This window comes from Enterococcus sp. DIV0755f, from assembly GCF_051713725.1.
Classification (GTDB): domain Bacteria; phylum Bacillota; class Bacilli; order Lactobacillales; family Enterococcaceae; genus Enterococcus_D; species Enterococcus_D casseliflavus.
This window is the reverse complement of record NZ_JBIOQL010000001.1, coordinates 584,447-599,141: the sequence shown is the minus strand read 5'-3', so window position 1 is coordinate 599,141 and position 14,695 is coordinate 584,447. Positions and strand designations below refer to the sequence as shown.

At 40.6% G+C, this 14,695-nt stretch carries 12 protein-coding genes; 6 read left to right on the top strand and 6 right to left on the bottom strand.

From position 1 onward, the window contains the following. The first annotated feature begins 877 nt into the window (after window positions 1-877). Window positions 878-1,081 (top strand): hypothetical protein, encoded by a 204-nt coding sequence (locus IGI73_RS02740; protein ID WP_081116967.1) that lies wholly within the window; start codon window positions 878-880, stop codon window positions 1,079-1,081. Window positions 1,082-1,277: 196 nt separating this feature from the next. Here the strand turns inward: IGI73_RS02740 and IGI73_RS02735 are convergent, their stop codons facing one another. Beyond that, on the bottom strand, window positions 1,278-2,768 hold the full coding sequence (locus tag IGI73_RS02735; RefSeq protein WP_081116968.1) for a helix-turn-helix domain-containing protein: 1,491 nt from the start codon (window positions 2,766-2,768) through the stop codon (window positions 1,278-1,280). 177 nt (window positions 2,769-2,945) lie between these two features. On the opposite strand from IGI73_RS02735, the gene IGI73_RS02730 reads away from it, so the two are divergent. Further along, on the top strand, window positions 2,946-3,521 hold the full coding sequence (locus IGI73_RS02730; RefSeq protein ID WP_005227582.1) for a recombinase family protein: 576 nt from the start codon (window positions 2,946-2,948) through the stop codon (window positions 3,519-3,521). Between the two features lie 169 nt (window positions 3,522-3,690). Here the strand turns inward: IGI73_RS02730 and IGI73_RS02725 are convergent, their stop codons facing one another. Next, a complete protein-coding gene (locus IGI73_RS02725; RefSeq protein WP_438759052.1) occupies window positions 3,691-6,588 on the bottom strand; it encodes a bacterial Ig-like domain-containing protein in 2,898 nt (965 codons plus the stop codon). Between the two features lie 266 nt (window positions 6,589-6,854). On the opposite strand from IGI73_RS02725, the gene IGI73_RS02720 reads away from it, so the two are divergent. The 3 genes from IGI73_RS02720 (at window position 6,855) to IGI73_RS02710 (ending at window position 10,336) form a co-directional block, all read left to right on the top strand. Next, window positions 6,855-8,360, top strand: a complete 1,506-nt coding sequence (locus IGI73_RS02720; protein WP_413159437.1) for a helix-turn-helix domain-containing protein — start codon at window positions 6,855-6,857, stop codon at window positions 8,358-8,360. A gap of 457 nt (window positions 8,361-8,817) precedes the next feature. Next, entirely contained in the window at window positions 8,818-9,693 is an 876-nt protein-coding gene (locus IGI73_RS02715; RefSeq protein WP_438759051.1) for a LysR family transcriptional regulator, read from the top strand. A 490-nt stretch (window positions 9,694-10,183) separates the two neighbouring features. Beyond that, on the top strand, window positions 10,184-10,336 hold the full coding sequence (locus IGI73_RS02710; protein WP_270788088.1) for a hypothetical protein: 153 nt from the start codon (window positions 10,184-10,186) through the stop codon (window positions 10,334-10,336). A 51-nt stretch (window positions 10,337-10,387) separates the two neighbouring features. Here the strand turns inward: IGI73_RS02710 and IGI73_RS02705 are convergent, their stop codons facing one another. From IGI73_RS02705 to IGI73_RS02690, 4 genes are all read right to left on the bottom strand, one after another. Then, window positions 10,388-10,921, bottom strand: coding sequence for an IbrB-like domain-containing protein (locus tag IGI73_RS02705; protein ID WP_438759050.1), 534 nt, complete (start codon window positions 10,919-10,921; stop codon window positions 10,388-10,390). Beyond that, the gene (locus IGI73_RS02700) at window positions 10,848-11,339 is read right to left on the bottom strand and encodes a hypothetical protein (RefSeq protein ID WP_438759049.1); all 492 of its coding nucleotides are present in this window, start codon (window positions 11,337-11,339) and stop codon (window positions 10,848-10,850) included. Before IGI73_RS02700 ends, IGI73_RS02705 begins: the two co-directional genes overlap by 74 nt. Window positions 11,340-11,375: 36 nt before the next feature. After that, window positions 11,376-12,683, bottom strand: a complete 1,308-nt coding sequence (locus IGI73_RS02695; RefSeq protein ID WP_270788087.1) for a DUF3440 domain-containing protein — start codon at window positions 12,681-12,683, stop codon at window positions 11,376-11,378. 322 nt (window positions 12,684-13,005) lie between these two features. Next, window positions 13,006-13,464 (bottom strand): hypothetical protein, encoded by a 459-nt coding sequence (locus IGI73_RS02690; RefSeq protein ID WP_128488306.1) that lies wholly within the window; start codon window positions 13,462-13,464, stop codon window positions 13,006-13,008. Window positions 13,465-14,421: 957 nt separating this feature from the next. Between IGI73_RS02690 and IGI73_RS02685 the strand changes: the two genes are divergently transcribed. After that, window positions 14,422-14,610 (top strand): hypothetical protein, encoded by a 189-nt coding sequence (locus IGI73_RS02685; RefSeq protein ID WP_005227564.1) that lies wholly within the window; start codon window positions 14,422-14,424, stop codon window positions 14,608-14,610. Window positions 14,611-14,695: the final 85 nt, after the last annotated feature.

Genomic DNA, 14,695 nt, shown 5'->3' with positions numbered 1-14,695 from the left:
ATTTTCCCTTCCAACTCAACCTATATATCTTTCTATCGTTGTATTTCTTCATGTTCTCCGGTTAATGATGCTTGTACGAATTCATCCTTCCTCATCAGGTAGTTTGTCATAGAATGACTTCGCATTTTCTTCTGAGCCAATCACCGCTGCTAGAATGGAGAACATTGTCCGATGACTGATCATTAACAAACCTGTGACTTCATCACTAAATTAGTTATTCATAAGTCACCCCTGCTTCTCTATTCTTTCGTACGTTAAAGATTCATTTCACTTTTATCACGCGTCCTTTCTTACTCCCTTAAAAAAAATCTGTCTTAGACCTTATTGGAACAACCTATTCGATAGAAACTCACTAAATATCATAGATGAGCTCTAAAAAAAGATGTTTTTTTGACGAAATTTTATTGTTTTAATCGAGGTTAAATTTAACACGGTTGCTCATCGAGCAATAAATCAAGATTTGCAAACCTGTGTGAATAAATTGATTTTCATTTTCTTTTCAAATAAGGCATTTTGAAAGTTTGTGCAAAAAAAAGCGTTATAAAAAAAGACGATTCCTTATGATTTAAAAAGGATCGTCCATTTTTGTTATTACCTGTAACCACTTGACTCAATACGATGGATACATTGTTTTTGCCTACTCATTCTTAGCATTGTCTGAAACATTTTTATCAACAGTTATCTTCAACAGAATGCTTCTTTTCTATAAAAAATGTCAGAAAAAAGCAAAATAAAAGAAATTATATGTAATTTTACACATCTTCTAAAAAAATTCATTTTTCTTTGGTATACTAAACGTAGATCTGCATATCATTAGATTTACGTTGCCCGTTAGTGAAGTTTCAGGCAACGTTTCTTTATGGGGGATAGATAAAAAATGGAAGAGAAAAAGATTTTTGAGAAGCGCTGGTTATTAGCTACCAGTGAACAACGAGAGAAATACCAAGCCTTGATTGCCTCTTACCCTTCAATCGAATGGACATTCAAAGAAAAAAGCTACCTTTTATGGCTGTGTCAGTTAGACAGTGATACGTTCAAAACCTTTGAAGCGATTTTTGATAAACTAGTAAATGCCAACTAATTATTTTCGCGTAGGCTGTTCTTTCACCAAAATAACCCAATCTTTTGGTATTCAGGAATAGTGGGCATATTTTCAGATAACTCCCTTTTTTATTAGACAAACGAATAAAAGCCGCACCCGTCGATCGTAACGGTTGCGGCTTTTCTCTTTGATCTATCCACCCATGTCCTCGTCATGCTGTGTTGCAACACGTGGATTAGGCTGTGGGAACGCTTAACGCTTGCCCTAACTGAGGATCGATTTTTTCAATCACTCTTAGCCAATCTTGATGATCGGGGATTGCTTTGAGTAAAAGAGAATCAGTCGATAAGATGAACTCTGATAAATATTCACTATAATTCGTGACCACAAGATCAATGGCGTTTTCCTTCAAATAATCGCTCGTCAATTCATTGATTTTTGGAAAAAATACCCGATGATCATTGCCGACATAACGCAAGAAGCGCGCACGAATCGTGTGACAGGCATAGAGATCACCTTCTATTATCAACGCGATCCGTTTGACTTTTTGAGCATAAAGCTCCCTGATTGCTTCACTGTAAAGGGTCAGTGCCGCACAAACATCTGACAGATACTCCTGTTTGACCCCTAGAATCGCTTGGTGCTGCTTCATAAATGCCAGATTTTTTTGATAAGCAGCAGAACCATGCTTTTGCGCTTCAGTTTTTACTTCTGTTAGCAAGTGATTTAAAACGGGCGCCAGCTGCTCATTGATTTTCTTTGACAGGAAAAAGGCGTGGATCATCGTCTGGACCTGTTGAGGCTCTTGAAAGGAAATGCCCCATTCTTGCACGAAGCGCTGACTCAGTTCTTCGAGTTCAGGATACAGCCCAAACGCTGCAACGAATTGCTGCTCTTTTTCAGGCTCGGTCAAAGTTCGTTTCATCACGGTCACTAAATAAAGCCACATCATTTCTTGTTGCGGTAGTCTTACTCGGTATAGCGCTTCGATTTTAGGCGCTAAGTTCTTCATTATCGCAAACGCCTCATGCGTTTCGACGATTGCTGCCAACGATCGAGGAATCTGAACAGTCTTTCCCAGTTGATAGCGCTTGATCGTAATATACAAACTATAATAAAAATCACTCGGAGAAACGCCTGTATTCACCAGCGCTGTGGGAATTTTTGAGAAGGCATCACTGACTAACGCGATCAGTTCTTTGGGGGGCAAGAGCGTATGCGGCGTGACATCTGATTCATAATAAAAATCTTTAAAAAACTTGCGAATATTGGCTTCTGATCCACTCAAATTCACCGGTTGCAAGATCCACTCTAAATGATACTTTCGTAACGTCGCAGAAGCGGTATTCAAATAACGACGCATCGTACTTTCTGATACATATAAGCGCTGCGCCCACTCTTCAACCGAACAGAATTCCCCGTGGAAAATGGCTTCCACGATTTGATACATGCCTTCTTCTGCAACAAGCTCCTTTTTTTGAGACAAGTATCTTTTCGGATCAGTTTCCCTAAAATGATAGCCATTGGCTTCAAGAGTAAATTCCGCTGCCTCCTGCAGATAGGTTTTCAATTCCTTGATGTCAGAGCTGATCGTCCGTTGGGTCACATCAAGCTTGTTGGCTAAACTTGCGATGGAACAAGTCCGTTCTCGCTCAAAGGTATTTAACATTTGAAGCCATCGAACGGTCGTTTTGTTTAGCATAAAATTTAACTGCAATTCTCTCATTTTGCCCTCCGTGTTTCTCCTTCACCGACTGGTTTCTTTTCTATAGTACAATATTTGCGTCTATAAAAAACCTTCCTATTTCCCAAATTTACTTAAGTTGGTGTTAGAATATGTACTTAAGTGAACAAACAAGGTATTCTCTATGTAGACTCTTTTTGTGCAACTGGAGGAATTTGTATGACAAATATGGTTTATGGATACGCCCGTGTATCCACAAGACAACAGGATCTCTCTCGTCAATTGGATTTACTTGACCGGTATGAATGCAACAAAATTTATACTGAAAAGATCAGTGGTGTACGCGCAAATCGTCCTGAATTAAATAAACTAAAAAAACGAGTGAAAGAAAACGATAAAATCATTATTGAAAGTTTCTCGCGGCTAGGAAGAAGTACCAAAGACCTGATTGATCTCGTCTACTTTTTTGAAAAGAAAGGGGTAAAAGTCATCAGTATCAAAGAAAATTTTGATACACAAACCCCTCAAGGAAAATTAATGATGACTGTTTTCCAAGCCTTTAGCCAATTCGAACGAGACATCATCGTTGAGAGGACCAAAGAAGGCTTAGAATCCGCGCGTGCTAGAGGAAATATTGGCGGTCGTCCACGAATCGATCCCGCACTGATCCAACACGCATTGCACCTTTATCAAAAGGAAGGAAAAGCCGTTGTGGATATCTGTGCCCAAACAGGCTTAAAGCGCTCGACTTTTTATCGCTATCTTAGTCTGGAGAAGGATGAGGTCATTTCATAAATACACGTGCTGGTTGAACTTCGTACTTTCGGCTTCTCACTATATAAAAAACAGGACGAACATTGCTGATGTTTGTGATGGCTTAAAGATCGATTTTTTTCTCTCTTATAAGCGATTCATCCAGCTTGTTCGTCCTGTATGTTTTATTCTGCTAGCTCTTCTGTTGATCCTATTGTTGTTTTCTCCATGATTTCTTACGGAACAAGAACACCAGTCCGCCGATTAAGAATAAGATACCTGTCACACTTAGCAAGACACTGCTTGTTTCTCCTGTTTTTGGCAGTTGCTTAGCAGTGGATTGTTTGCTTGCTTTGATCCGTGCTTTCTGTTCCGTTGCTGAGGGTTTGTCTGATTGTTCTGATGGCCGTTTTCCGTTTCTCTCTTGATCGTTTGTTTCTGACGTCTCTGTCTCAGGACGTGTCTTGATCGGTTCTTCTATTATTGGATCAGACGCTGCAGTTTCAGGGATTTCAGTCACAGGCGACTCACTTTCCGGACGATTTTCTTCTGGTACTTCTGTTGGCGTTTCTTCAGGTGTTTCGTTAGGCGCTTCGCTGACTTTTGCTTGTACAGTAATCACGGCATAGGCAATCACTGCTCCGTAATGGTAGGAGACCGTGTACTGACCGACTATGTTGTTGTTCACTGTGCCGTTGACTTCTACTTCTGAAAAGGCTACTTCTTTGCCATCACGATCGATGGCAGAATCAATGTTTGTTTCTGGTAGCCATTCATCGCCTTGCTTGATCGTTGAATCGTGAACTTTCAGGGACGTTTGATCCGCTTTTACGGTGATAGTGGCTTTGCTTTTTAAACCGTGATAGCTGTAAATGACCACGTATTCGCCAGCTTTTGTTGTATCTGCTTTGCCTGTAACAGTGATATCCCCAAAATCAACAGGTTTACCATCCCGATCCGTTGCGCTGTCGAAGTTGTCCTTGGCTTCCCAGTGTTCCCCTGTGTACAACTCGCTATCGTGAACTTTAACTGTCGTTTGATCGGCTTTGACGGTGATAATGGCTTTGCTTTCTACGCCATGATAGCCGTAAATGACTTCATACTTGCCTGCTTGCGTTGTATCGACAGTCCCCGTGACAGTGATATCCCCAAAATCAACAGATGAACCGTCTCTATCTGTTGCACTATCGAAGTTGTCCTTGGCTTCCCATTGTTCCCCTGTGTACAACTCGCTATCGTGAACTTTAACTGTCGTTTGATCGGCTTTGACGGTGATAATGGCTTTGCTTTCTACACCGTGATAGCTGTAAGTGACCTCGTACTTGCCTGCTTGCGTTGTATCGACAGTCCCTGTAACAGTGATATCCTCAAAAGCAACAGGTTTACCATCTCGATCCGTTGCGCTATCGAAGTTGTCCTTGGCTGTCCAGTTTTCTCCTGTATACAACTCGCTATTGTGGACTTTGACTGTCGTTTGATCCGCCTTGACGGTAACAAGGGCTTTGCTTTCTATTCCGTTATAGCTGTAAATAACCACATATTCGCCAGCTTTTGTTGTATCTGCTTTGCCTGTAACAGTGATATCCCCAAATTCAACAGGTTTACCATCCCGATCCGTTGCACTATCGAAGTTGTCTCTGGCTGTCCAGTTTTCCCTTGTGTACAACTCGCTATCATGGGCAGTCACGTTGGTTTGATCGGCTTTGACGGTGATAATGGCTTTGCTTTCTATCCCATCATAACGATACACTACCTCATAGGTCCCCGCTTTCTTGGTATCCACGCTTCCGTCAACGCTCACATCGGCAAAAGCAACTGGATGGTTGTCCCGATCGACGGCTTGGTCGAAGTTATCTTCTGGGGACCAATTTTCGCCGACGTACAACGAAGAATCGTGAACAGTAATCGCAGTGAATCGAGGTTTGACGAGGACCGTTGCTTCTTTGCTTACATTGTTTAAGTGGTAGCTGATTGTATAAGTACCCGCTTGACTAGTATCGACTTGCCCAGACACACTGCCGCCCTCAGCGAGGAATTCCTCGTAAGTCAGTATTTTTCCTTCTTTTGAGACTGCTTGTTCAAAATTATCCGCCGCTGACCATGTATCCTGTTCATAAATCGTGGTATCTTTCACGGATAGCGCTGTGAAATCCGTTGGTGCTTTTTGATAGACGTAGGTCACTGTCGCTTCGCCTCGAGGAAAATTCCCTTTTGCATTCGTCGGTAGTTGATTGGTATCAAGAACGTACCCTGGAATTTCTGGAATAAACGCACTTGTAGAGACATTATAGGGTTCATTGGTGCTATTATGGATGGTTTGAGAAGGATAGATTTCCATCCCTGATTCATCCACATATTTAACCGTCAAATGGCTATTCGTAAAGCGAACATTATATGTCGCCGTGAACAAAAGGTTTCCGTTAACGTCGGTATATTCTAAAACCGCTGTTAAACCGTAATAGTTGATCGTAAAACCTGTGAAGCTTGTCCAAGATATATTTAATTGATTGGTACCAGTCACTTCACTTGTATACCATAGCCCCACCAGCATGTATACCTTATCCGTTTTGTAGACATAAAAATCTTCTGTCAGCTGCGGGTCTTGGTATAGTGTTTGGTGTGCGTATTTTTCCGGGATTGGCAAATCCAAAACCAGTGCTTTATACTTGATCGGATCATATTCTACAGTCAGATCGTAGTTGAAACTCTCGATACTCTTCGTTGATTCTGCAGCGAAAGGTTGACTATCCGTAGATTCTACAATGGTTTCAGCAGATGGGGCAGTAACTGAAATTTGAGTTTTTTCTGCAGTATCAGATGCGTTAGATTGATTTGTTTCTGGGTTTGAAGGGGTGGTCACCACTTCACTTGCGGTTGTTTCGGAAGATACGACGTCAGCATTTCCTTCTTGGGAATCTGTCTTTTCTCCTGAGTCCATGCTTCCTGTTGAATCTGCCAGCAAGGGAACCGATGAGTCTATGGATGGTGTTTGCTGCTCTGTTTGTTGTGTTTCTGTTGCCTGAGCGATCGGCCATGTGCTTGGAAAGGTTGTCCCTAAAATCAGCATCCCTACTAAAGCGCTCTTACTTATAACTACGCATTTTTTCATTTTCATTTTTTCTCCTTTTTCTTTTCCCCAACGTTATTCACACTTATCTTTGGACCAATCTATCCAAGCGTTTTAGGTCTGCAACTGGCAAGGTTGTTTTTTCTAAAAAGCTGTTTTCAATGACTGTATCACACTCGATGAAACATGCGGCGCACCATTAACATGAAATCCGCCAATTTTCAAGGGATAAGACTTCTTGATTGGCGCAGAGTATTATATAATTTACTTAAAACGAGCGTAATTTCAATGGATAGGTGGTGACTTCAATGTTAGAAAATTTATCTATCAACTTGCATCGGGACAAAGCATTTTCTCGACAAGTAAAAATCTTACAAGTGCTAAATGCTGCACCGACAGGGTATCATCCACAAGAATTGGCGACATTACTAGGGCTATCTTTGCCTACAGTTACCAAAGAGCTGAGTATTTTAAGTGACAGTTTGCCAAAAGACCTGGTCAAGATCACACTCTCAGAAACGAACATCGTCTCGATCGCTTATGCGCCGAACGCTTCCATCAATTCTGCCATCCAATACCTGGGGATGGAAACGCTGGAGTTTAAAATCATGACGAGTATTATTGATAATAAAAAATACTCTATTCACCGAGCAACGATTGAATTCGGTTATTCTCGCAGTCATCTTTTACGGACGATCAGCTACATGAACAAGTCGTTGCAAACCTATTCTGTAACTATTGCCACGAATCATCTTGACTTTATTGGTACCGAAGCGGACATCCGATTTTGTCTGTTCGTCTTTTTTTCTGCTTATGGCGATAGCACGATTTTAGATAAGGATAGTCCCGCGGATGCCCGCCTGCTGGTCCAAAAAGCCAAGGAAGCCAACACGAAAGATTTGCATTACAGCCATTACCGACTTGCTCTGTGGCTAAGTATCGCCAAGCGTAGGTGGCGCTATTCTTACTTTTTGACCTTGCCGCCGTCTTTAGAACGCAATCTATTGGAGAAAGAACGCTTCGCTATTTTCTCAGAAATATTAAACGAACATTACTTGAAAAAATACCGAATCATCCACTTGCCGCAACAAGAACTGCTTTGGATCTTTGTCAATGCGCTCCATTGTCTTTCCTATAGTACGATGGACATCAACGGCGAAAGCGATGCGGATTACATTTTTCACCATACAGAAAGACCAGAAATTATTGCAGAAGCGGCTGCCTTTTTAGAGAAATCTGGCGTCGCTATTCCACCTGCAGCCGCCCACAAGATCATCGCGTATCTCGTGAATCTTCGCCTGCTGACGATGATTTCTGCCAATTATGAGTTTGCTGATCCGCAGATCAAAGTCTTTGTTGAAACGACATTCAAGACGGATTACCTTGCTTGGAATGAGTGGTTGAAACCTTTCAACGATCAAAGCCGCTTCTTTTCCTTTACTCACTTGGAACATATCGCAGTCACATTGACTTTGTTAAGCGAGTTAGCGCCTAATCCCCAGCTGAAAAAACACCTCAAAGTAGCCTTTGCTTTTCAAGGCGGTGCTGGATTAGATGCTTTCTTAGCTGCATCAACGGAATTATTTAAAAACGACCATACAGAAATCAGTTACTTTTTTGAAGTGGCTCCTGATGAACAAGAATTGATCCATCGGGAAATAGATTTGATCGTCAGCAATTTTGACTTGCATCTGAAAAGCAACACCAAATTTCAGCAACTACGCATTTCAAATGTCCCCACCTTTTCGGACTGGACGATCATCCACAAAACGATTGAACAGCTGATTCAGCCAAGAATCACACCGATTCGTTGACCTAAGGAAACTGACGGCCTTCTTGAAGGAAGCGCCGCCAGTTTTTCATTGCGCGGTTTACTATTTTGACCCTTTCCTAAGTATCCATTTTTCTTTTCTCTTAGCGTGTCTATTTTTTTCACATCAGAAAAAAATCAGACCTTTTTTGCAAGATTCCTTTCCTAATAAACGCTTTTCCATTCAAGCGCAGCGGAGAAAGCCACTGTCTTGTTTTTATGTGCTGTTCGTAATCCCTGAAAAGTTGCCTGCTTCGTGAATTTTTAATGAAAGAAATTTTAGCGGCTATTTTTAGCCCCAGCTGTGAGAAGTGTTATTTTAAAAGCAAAGAAACATACGGTCATAACAGACTGCATGTTTTAAATAACTTTTGTATCTAATTTTTTTATTTACTAGAAAAAAAAGAAATTTTCTCCCCGCTCCTTTTTTGTATAATAGGTAAAAAGAGAGGGGAACAAACGTGGATTTTATCAAGGAGCTGCAATCCTTCAAAACAATCGTCGAGGAAGGTACGTTTACTAGAGCTGCCGCCAAACTAAACTATGCCCAGTCGACCGTTACGAACCATATCAAAAAGTTAGAAGACGAATTAGAAGTAGCGTTATTTTTGGAAGGAAAAAGCAATGTATTGACCTTGGAAGGCGAATTGTTGAAACAGGAAGTACCCGAACTGATTGCCCACTGGGAGCGGGTCAAAGAACAGTTGATCAATGCTTCCCATACGGTCGAGTATTCGTTGCGGATGGGCATCCTTCAACCCTATGACATTTTGGTTTTGCCTGCACTGCTTCACGATTTTTCGCAGCACTATCCAAAAATAAACTTCGAGATCATCGTGGGCTCAACACTGGAATTAGCCAATGCACTAAATGAAAACCGAATTGATTTCGCCTTATGCTCACTTCCTCACGAGAAACATTTTGCCTACGAGGAATTGTTTCAAGAAGAGCTTTGCTGCATTACCTCAATCTCAAACCCATTAATCATCAATGAGCTAGCCGATCTTAAAGGGAGCCATCTCTATCGTTCCAAGTCTGACTGTCCAGCTCGCACAAAAATTGAAAGCTATCTTGACAATCAGGTTCCTTCGATCCATTGGGAGTCTGTCAGCAATATCAGTACGATTCCTTACTTGATCGAACGAACTGGATACTGCAGTCTGATCCCTCGTTCCATCATTGAGCAAACTCATGCTCGAGTAAAAATCGTCTCGCTTCCTTTACCTGATCCCCACATGTCGATCGGCTTATTGTCAAAACATCCACTGATGCTTTCTCCCAGCATCACAAAAAATTTTGTCGTCGAGCTAAAAATGCGCTTACTATCTTTGTTATAAAACGGTTTTAATCCGCATTGATTTTTATGCAATGATGCTTTTTACGGAAAAATAATGTCAGTCATTTTGTAACCCTCGTCACAGCGGGAAACAAAAGAGCTGCACCAAATCTTTACGTTTTAAAGACTTGGTGCAGCAAGGTTTTTGAATTCGCTTACGGTTATAAAGTTACGAAATAGTATCTTTTTTCTCGATTCGATTTTTTATTATCATTTTACTTTTTTTATGCAACCTGATACGATTATTCATGTAAACCGAGGAAAAATCAGAAAAGATGTCGTTATTCTTAACATTTCCGATTTTTTCTCCGATTGTAAAAAATAGAAACGTTTTTTCATTATTTACAAAGTATACTCAATTTTGAAGCGACGAGTTCTCAAGAAACTGAGGCTTGTACCCCGCAGGGCAAAGTCTTTGGGTAGTTATTGCTCAAGGAAGCTGTTTTTGCAATTGTCAGAAAAAATAGACGATGAGAAAAGGAGGAAAAACCATGTTTATCATTGAAGCGATCTTCAGCTTTCTAAGAGACGCATTAGGTGTGATCCTAGCTATTCTCTTAGGGACGCTTTGCTTGTCGATGGTGGTCAATTTGATCATTATCGTTGTAAAAAACACCTATTCAAAATTTAAAAAGAATTATTAACGAATCGCTATCTTCTAATAGATAGCTTTTTTAAATAGTTTTTTCAACCTCTCAGGTCTCTTTTTTGCCTTTGTAGTATCTTTTTTCAAACTCAATCCAAGACTTGCTGAATTCATGGTTAGAAAAGGCACTTTTCAAACCTGAACGCTGCTTAAAGCGAAAGACCTCTTCGCGGTCCATCCCCAATTCCTTGGCAATTCGTTCATCCGACCACTCGTTAGCTACCAACTGCTGCACGATGTTTCCCATCTTCTCGATACCATGGGTACCACGTGCTCGATTGTGGCGAATCGTTGAAGCAATGCGATTCTCAAATGGCTTATCGATCACCGTGACCGGAACACTTGGCAATTCCAAGCGGTCTTTTGCTACGATGTACCGATGAAACCCATCGATCAAAATATACTTGTCTTGCTCCTTATCGTGGTAACAAACCAATGGCTGGGTAAAGCCATCTTCTCGAATCGACAGTTCCAGTAGATCCATTTCTGGAGCAGCCACGGTGTTGGGGTTATACGTATTCGCTTGAATCTTGCTGACTGGGATCAGCTTCGCCGCTAACACTGGAAAATCGATATCGCTCATGAGGTACTACACTCCTTTTTAGAAATGAATAATTTTTTGTTTGTCGATAAACCGCAAACCCTTTTGACTCCAAAAGTGCAATTTCACTAGGCTGGTTACTAGAAGCGAGAATCTCTGCTTCTGGGTAGTTGCGGCTGATATCCACCAGCATCTTCCGTAAAAGAAACTTTTTAAATTGAGCGGCTGGATCTTTTTCATAAAATTCCCCTAGCTCCACTTTATTGGCGCCTTTTTCATAATAAGAAAAAGCAGTCACCCGTTTTTCGTCATCAAGAATCACGTACCAGTAGCAGTTCTCATCATTGACCAAGTACGGAAATTGCTGCTGATACACCCGTTCTGCAAAAAAAGCCCCCATCAATTGATAGAATTGGCTTTTCTTATACGGTGAAAAAAATAAAACCAATCGTTCGTTCACAAAACCCTTCCTCTCTAAGGACGCACTCGTCCATCGTTAGGTGATTTTTTTCGTTAAATACTCGTATTTGGCATTCAATTTTTTTAACTGATACTTGGGTAAATGCTCGATCCCCAAAGCCGCCCCAAAATCGACCGCCAACTCATACAATTCAGACTCATCTTTTTTCGTCAAACTATATTGTCGCGTACTCAAAGAAAAATCATTTTTTTCTAACACACGAGCGATCCCTTTCCAGTCATGCCAGAGTACTTCGTTTTTCAGCCAGTCCTTACGTTTGGTCACATCGGGTATATCTTCCACTTCGATCCCGTGCTTTTCTCGATAATGATCAATCAAGATCGTGATTTTGCGGTAATAATGATCCTGTAATTTCTTTGAATAAAGTCCAATTGATTCCAGTAAAAAGACCGCATACTCTTGCCAAGTCATATGACTAGGCTTTCTCGTATTGTAATGCGCCAGCAATCCTGTCTGGGCATACAATCGACCAAAATTGGCTCCTGACACACGATTTACGACGCGTTCCCACGTTTCCGGTTCCACCAAAGCATATTGGTACAAGCCTTTTCGTTGCTGCATACCGTAAGGCTGACAGATCCGCATTTGATGGATCGGAACGCCATGATCATACAACTTTTCATAAAAGCCATTGATCGGCCAGTCAAAATGGGCATATGCTCCCCACACATCTTCGGTCTTCCAATCATAGATTGGGTAAAAATTAACGACCATTGAATCTGCTACTTGCCGTTTGATCCAGCATTGCTTCCGAAAGTTATACTTTGGCGATGTGATCGATCGATACCGATACAGACTTTCCTGGGTTCGTATCCCCACACCACAAGCAACCGGCTCAAACTGATGATAGCTTGCGTACCAATGAGCAAAGTTTCGTAAAAACTTATCAGGGTTCATATTTGCACTCTGATAGATTTCCATCAATGATTCATCCAAATCAGCAAGTGAAATCGCATCTTTAGGCATCGGCTGTACCCACTTCTCACGTTCTTGTTCATCCCACATCAGCCATTGTGGCTGAAAGACACTGGTATTGTTGTCCTCGTAAAAGGGCAAACAGAAGTGGAAGGTTTGATTGATACTTGGTAACGCTTTGATTTTTTCCATGAACGTTCTCGTAGCATCATAATTTGCCTCGATATCTAAAATCAGCAGATCAAAGGTTTTCTTTTTTTTCTGTGCGACTTGGTCAGCCAACTGGATTATGGCCCCGCTATCTTTTCCACCACTGAAAGAGAAATACACATGGGGAAACGTATCAAAAATATATTCCAAACGCGTCATCGCCGCTTCTAGCACATTTTCCTTACAATATTTCTTCATAAAAGCTCATGTCCTCATTTTATTTGTCCTTTTTTTGAATAAGTATTACATTCTAGTATAAAGTTTCACTTGGCTTCTTACAAGGACTTAAGGGAGATTTCCCTGTTATTTCATACAGCGACATGTTGAAATACGCGCGCTCAGTATCGGATAATGAGTCAACTACAGGCTAAAAAAGCAGAGATATCAATTTTTTAAACTTCATAATCACTGCTTGCTACTGATACATCTGCTCTTTTTTGAATCACAAAAAGATAGCCTGTTTTTTCTATGATTTAGCTAATAGAAAGCAATACCATCAACCTGATTTTCCGTTCATTCATCACATGTACTTAATTTTCCATAACAGTGAAATTTCTTTGCTGAGGTCTTTGAGCTTCATAGCCTTTTGGATATTCTCAGACATCTTCTTGTAATTACTGATTTTTTCTTCTTTGGGCAGCAGTACATATTCTCGCTTGATTGCTTCAAACTTGTCTTCATGATCGATCACCAAAAGTTGCGTGATCAGATCATGGGCGATCCACCGATGATAGGAATTTTTGTGGGTATGCAGTGCCCAGATCCGTTCCCACTCATCATAAATCAGCTCAGGGTTTTTAATGGCTACTTCTTTAATGATCAAATAACTATTGAAATACTCATTGATATGATTTTGACCATCAACGACATTCTCCACTAGCTTCTCCCTTACCTTTCGATCATCGATCGCCGTTTGCACAAACGGTTGGGGATCAAACGATGTTGTCTGAAAATGACGCGCGATTTCTTGGTAGTCCATGCTTTCACCTTCTTTAAATGATTGATTTGCAGCAATTACTTTTTTTTATCCATATCTTCATTTTAACAGAATCTTTGTACGAAAAAGCGCTTTTTTGATTGCTTTTACGTTCCTTAAACGTTGGTCTCCTGTACCATTAGAGAATGATAATTCGTTGGCGCGTATTTTTCCTGGCAATATCCAATTTAAAATCGATCAAAAGAAACAGGGAAATCCCTCAATGAAAAGAAGGATTGTAGTCCCTTATCCAATGATCCATTGAGTGCTGACATTGGTTTCTTTGTAGTTTGTGATTTCTTATTCCATCGTATTCTTGACCTTGCGTCTGCAAAAGAGCGCCTGTACTAATAATTTTCTCAATGAAGAATGTGATAAAAATGACATAAAAAAGGAAGTCCCATGACGGGACTTCCTGAGTTTCGTTTCTTCAAATACTATTTCACGCATAGCTGCGAGATGCTGGATCATGCGTCCTTTCTCCGAATACCTCGGTCGGTAGGCATTTTGATCCATTGTTCGGGTGGACGTTTTCTGATTTTTTTTGGTGCAAACATCAGTTGAACCGTTCTTTTGACAAAGTTATTTCGGTATACGTTTTCCATAACTTGCACGCCCTTTTCAATTGAATTAGGAAGTGGTGACGCCGATCGTTCTTCCTACCTTTATTATAAGCGTGAAGACGGGACAAAACAAACAATATAGCTGGTAGTTTCTGGCTTTCTTTCCCTCAACTTTGTAGTCGATTGCTCAGTAAATTGGTACGATCCATTGAATAATATTCAACTAGCCATCGTATATTTATTGAAAAACCAAATGAAAAATTACAGAAAAAGTTGATTTCAACTCGAATAAATAGCCGAAAGGACGAGTTTTTGAATGAAAAATCGTTTCACTTTACTTTTTCTTAAATTTTAATTATTATTCTTTTGAAATAAGATTAATGAAGGAGATAAAAACATGGAAAAATACCAAGTGTTCCCTGGTCAAAACTATCAGGCAAATGTTATTGGCTTTACCGGTTTACAAGAAGTTAGTGTGATTCATGTTTACGAAAATACTGCGACTGTTCTAATCAAAGAAACAGCTGAAACAGGTGTTGCGAAATTATGTAATTTTCTAGTGGGTGCAACACAATTAGTTAGTTGATGCTTTGTAATTAATCAAAACATGATGGAGCAATTTGCCATCCAGCATGTTGTAGGAAGTCGCTCCAGAGATACTCGTCTGTGAG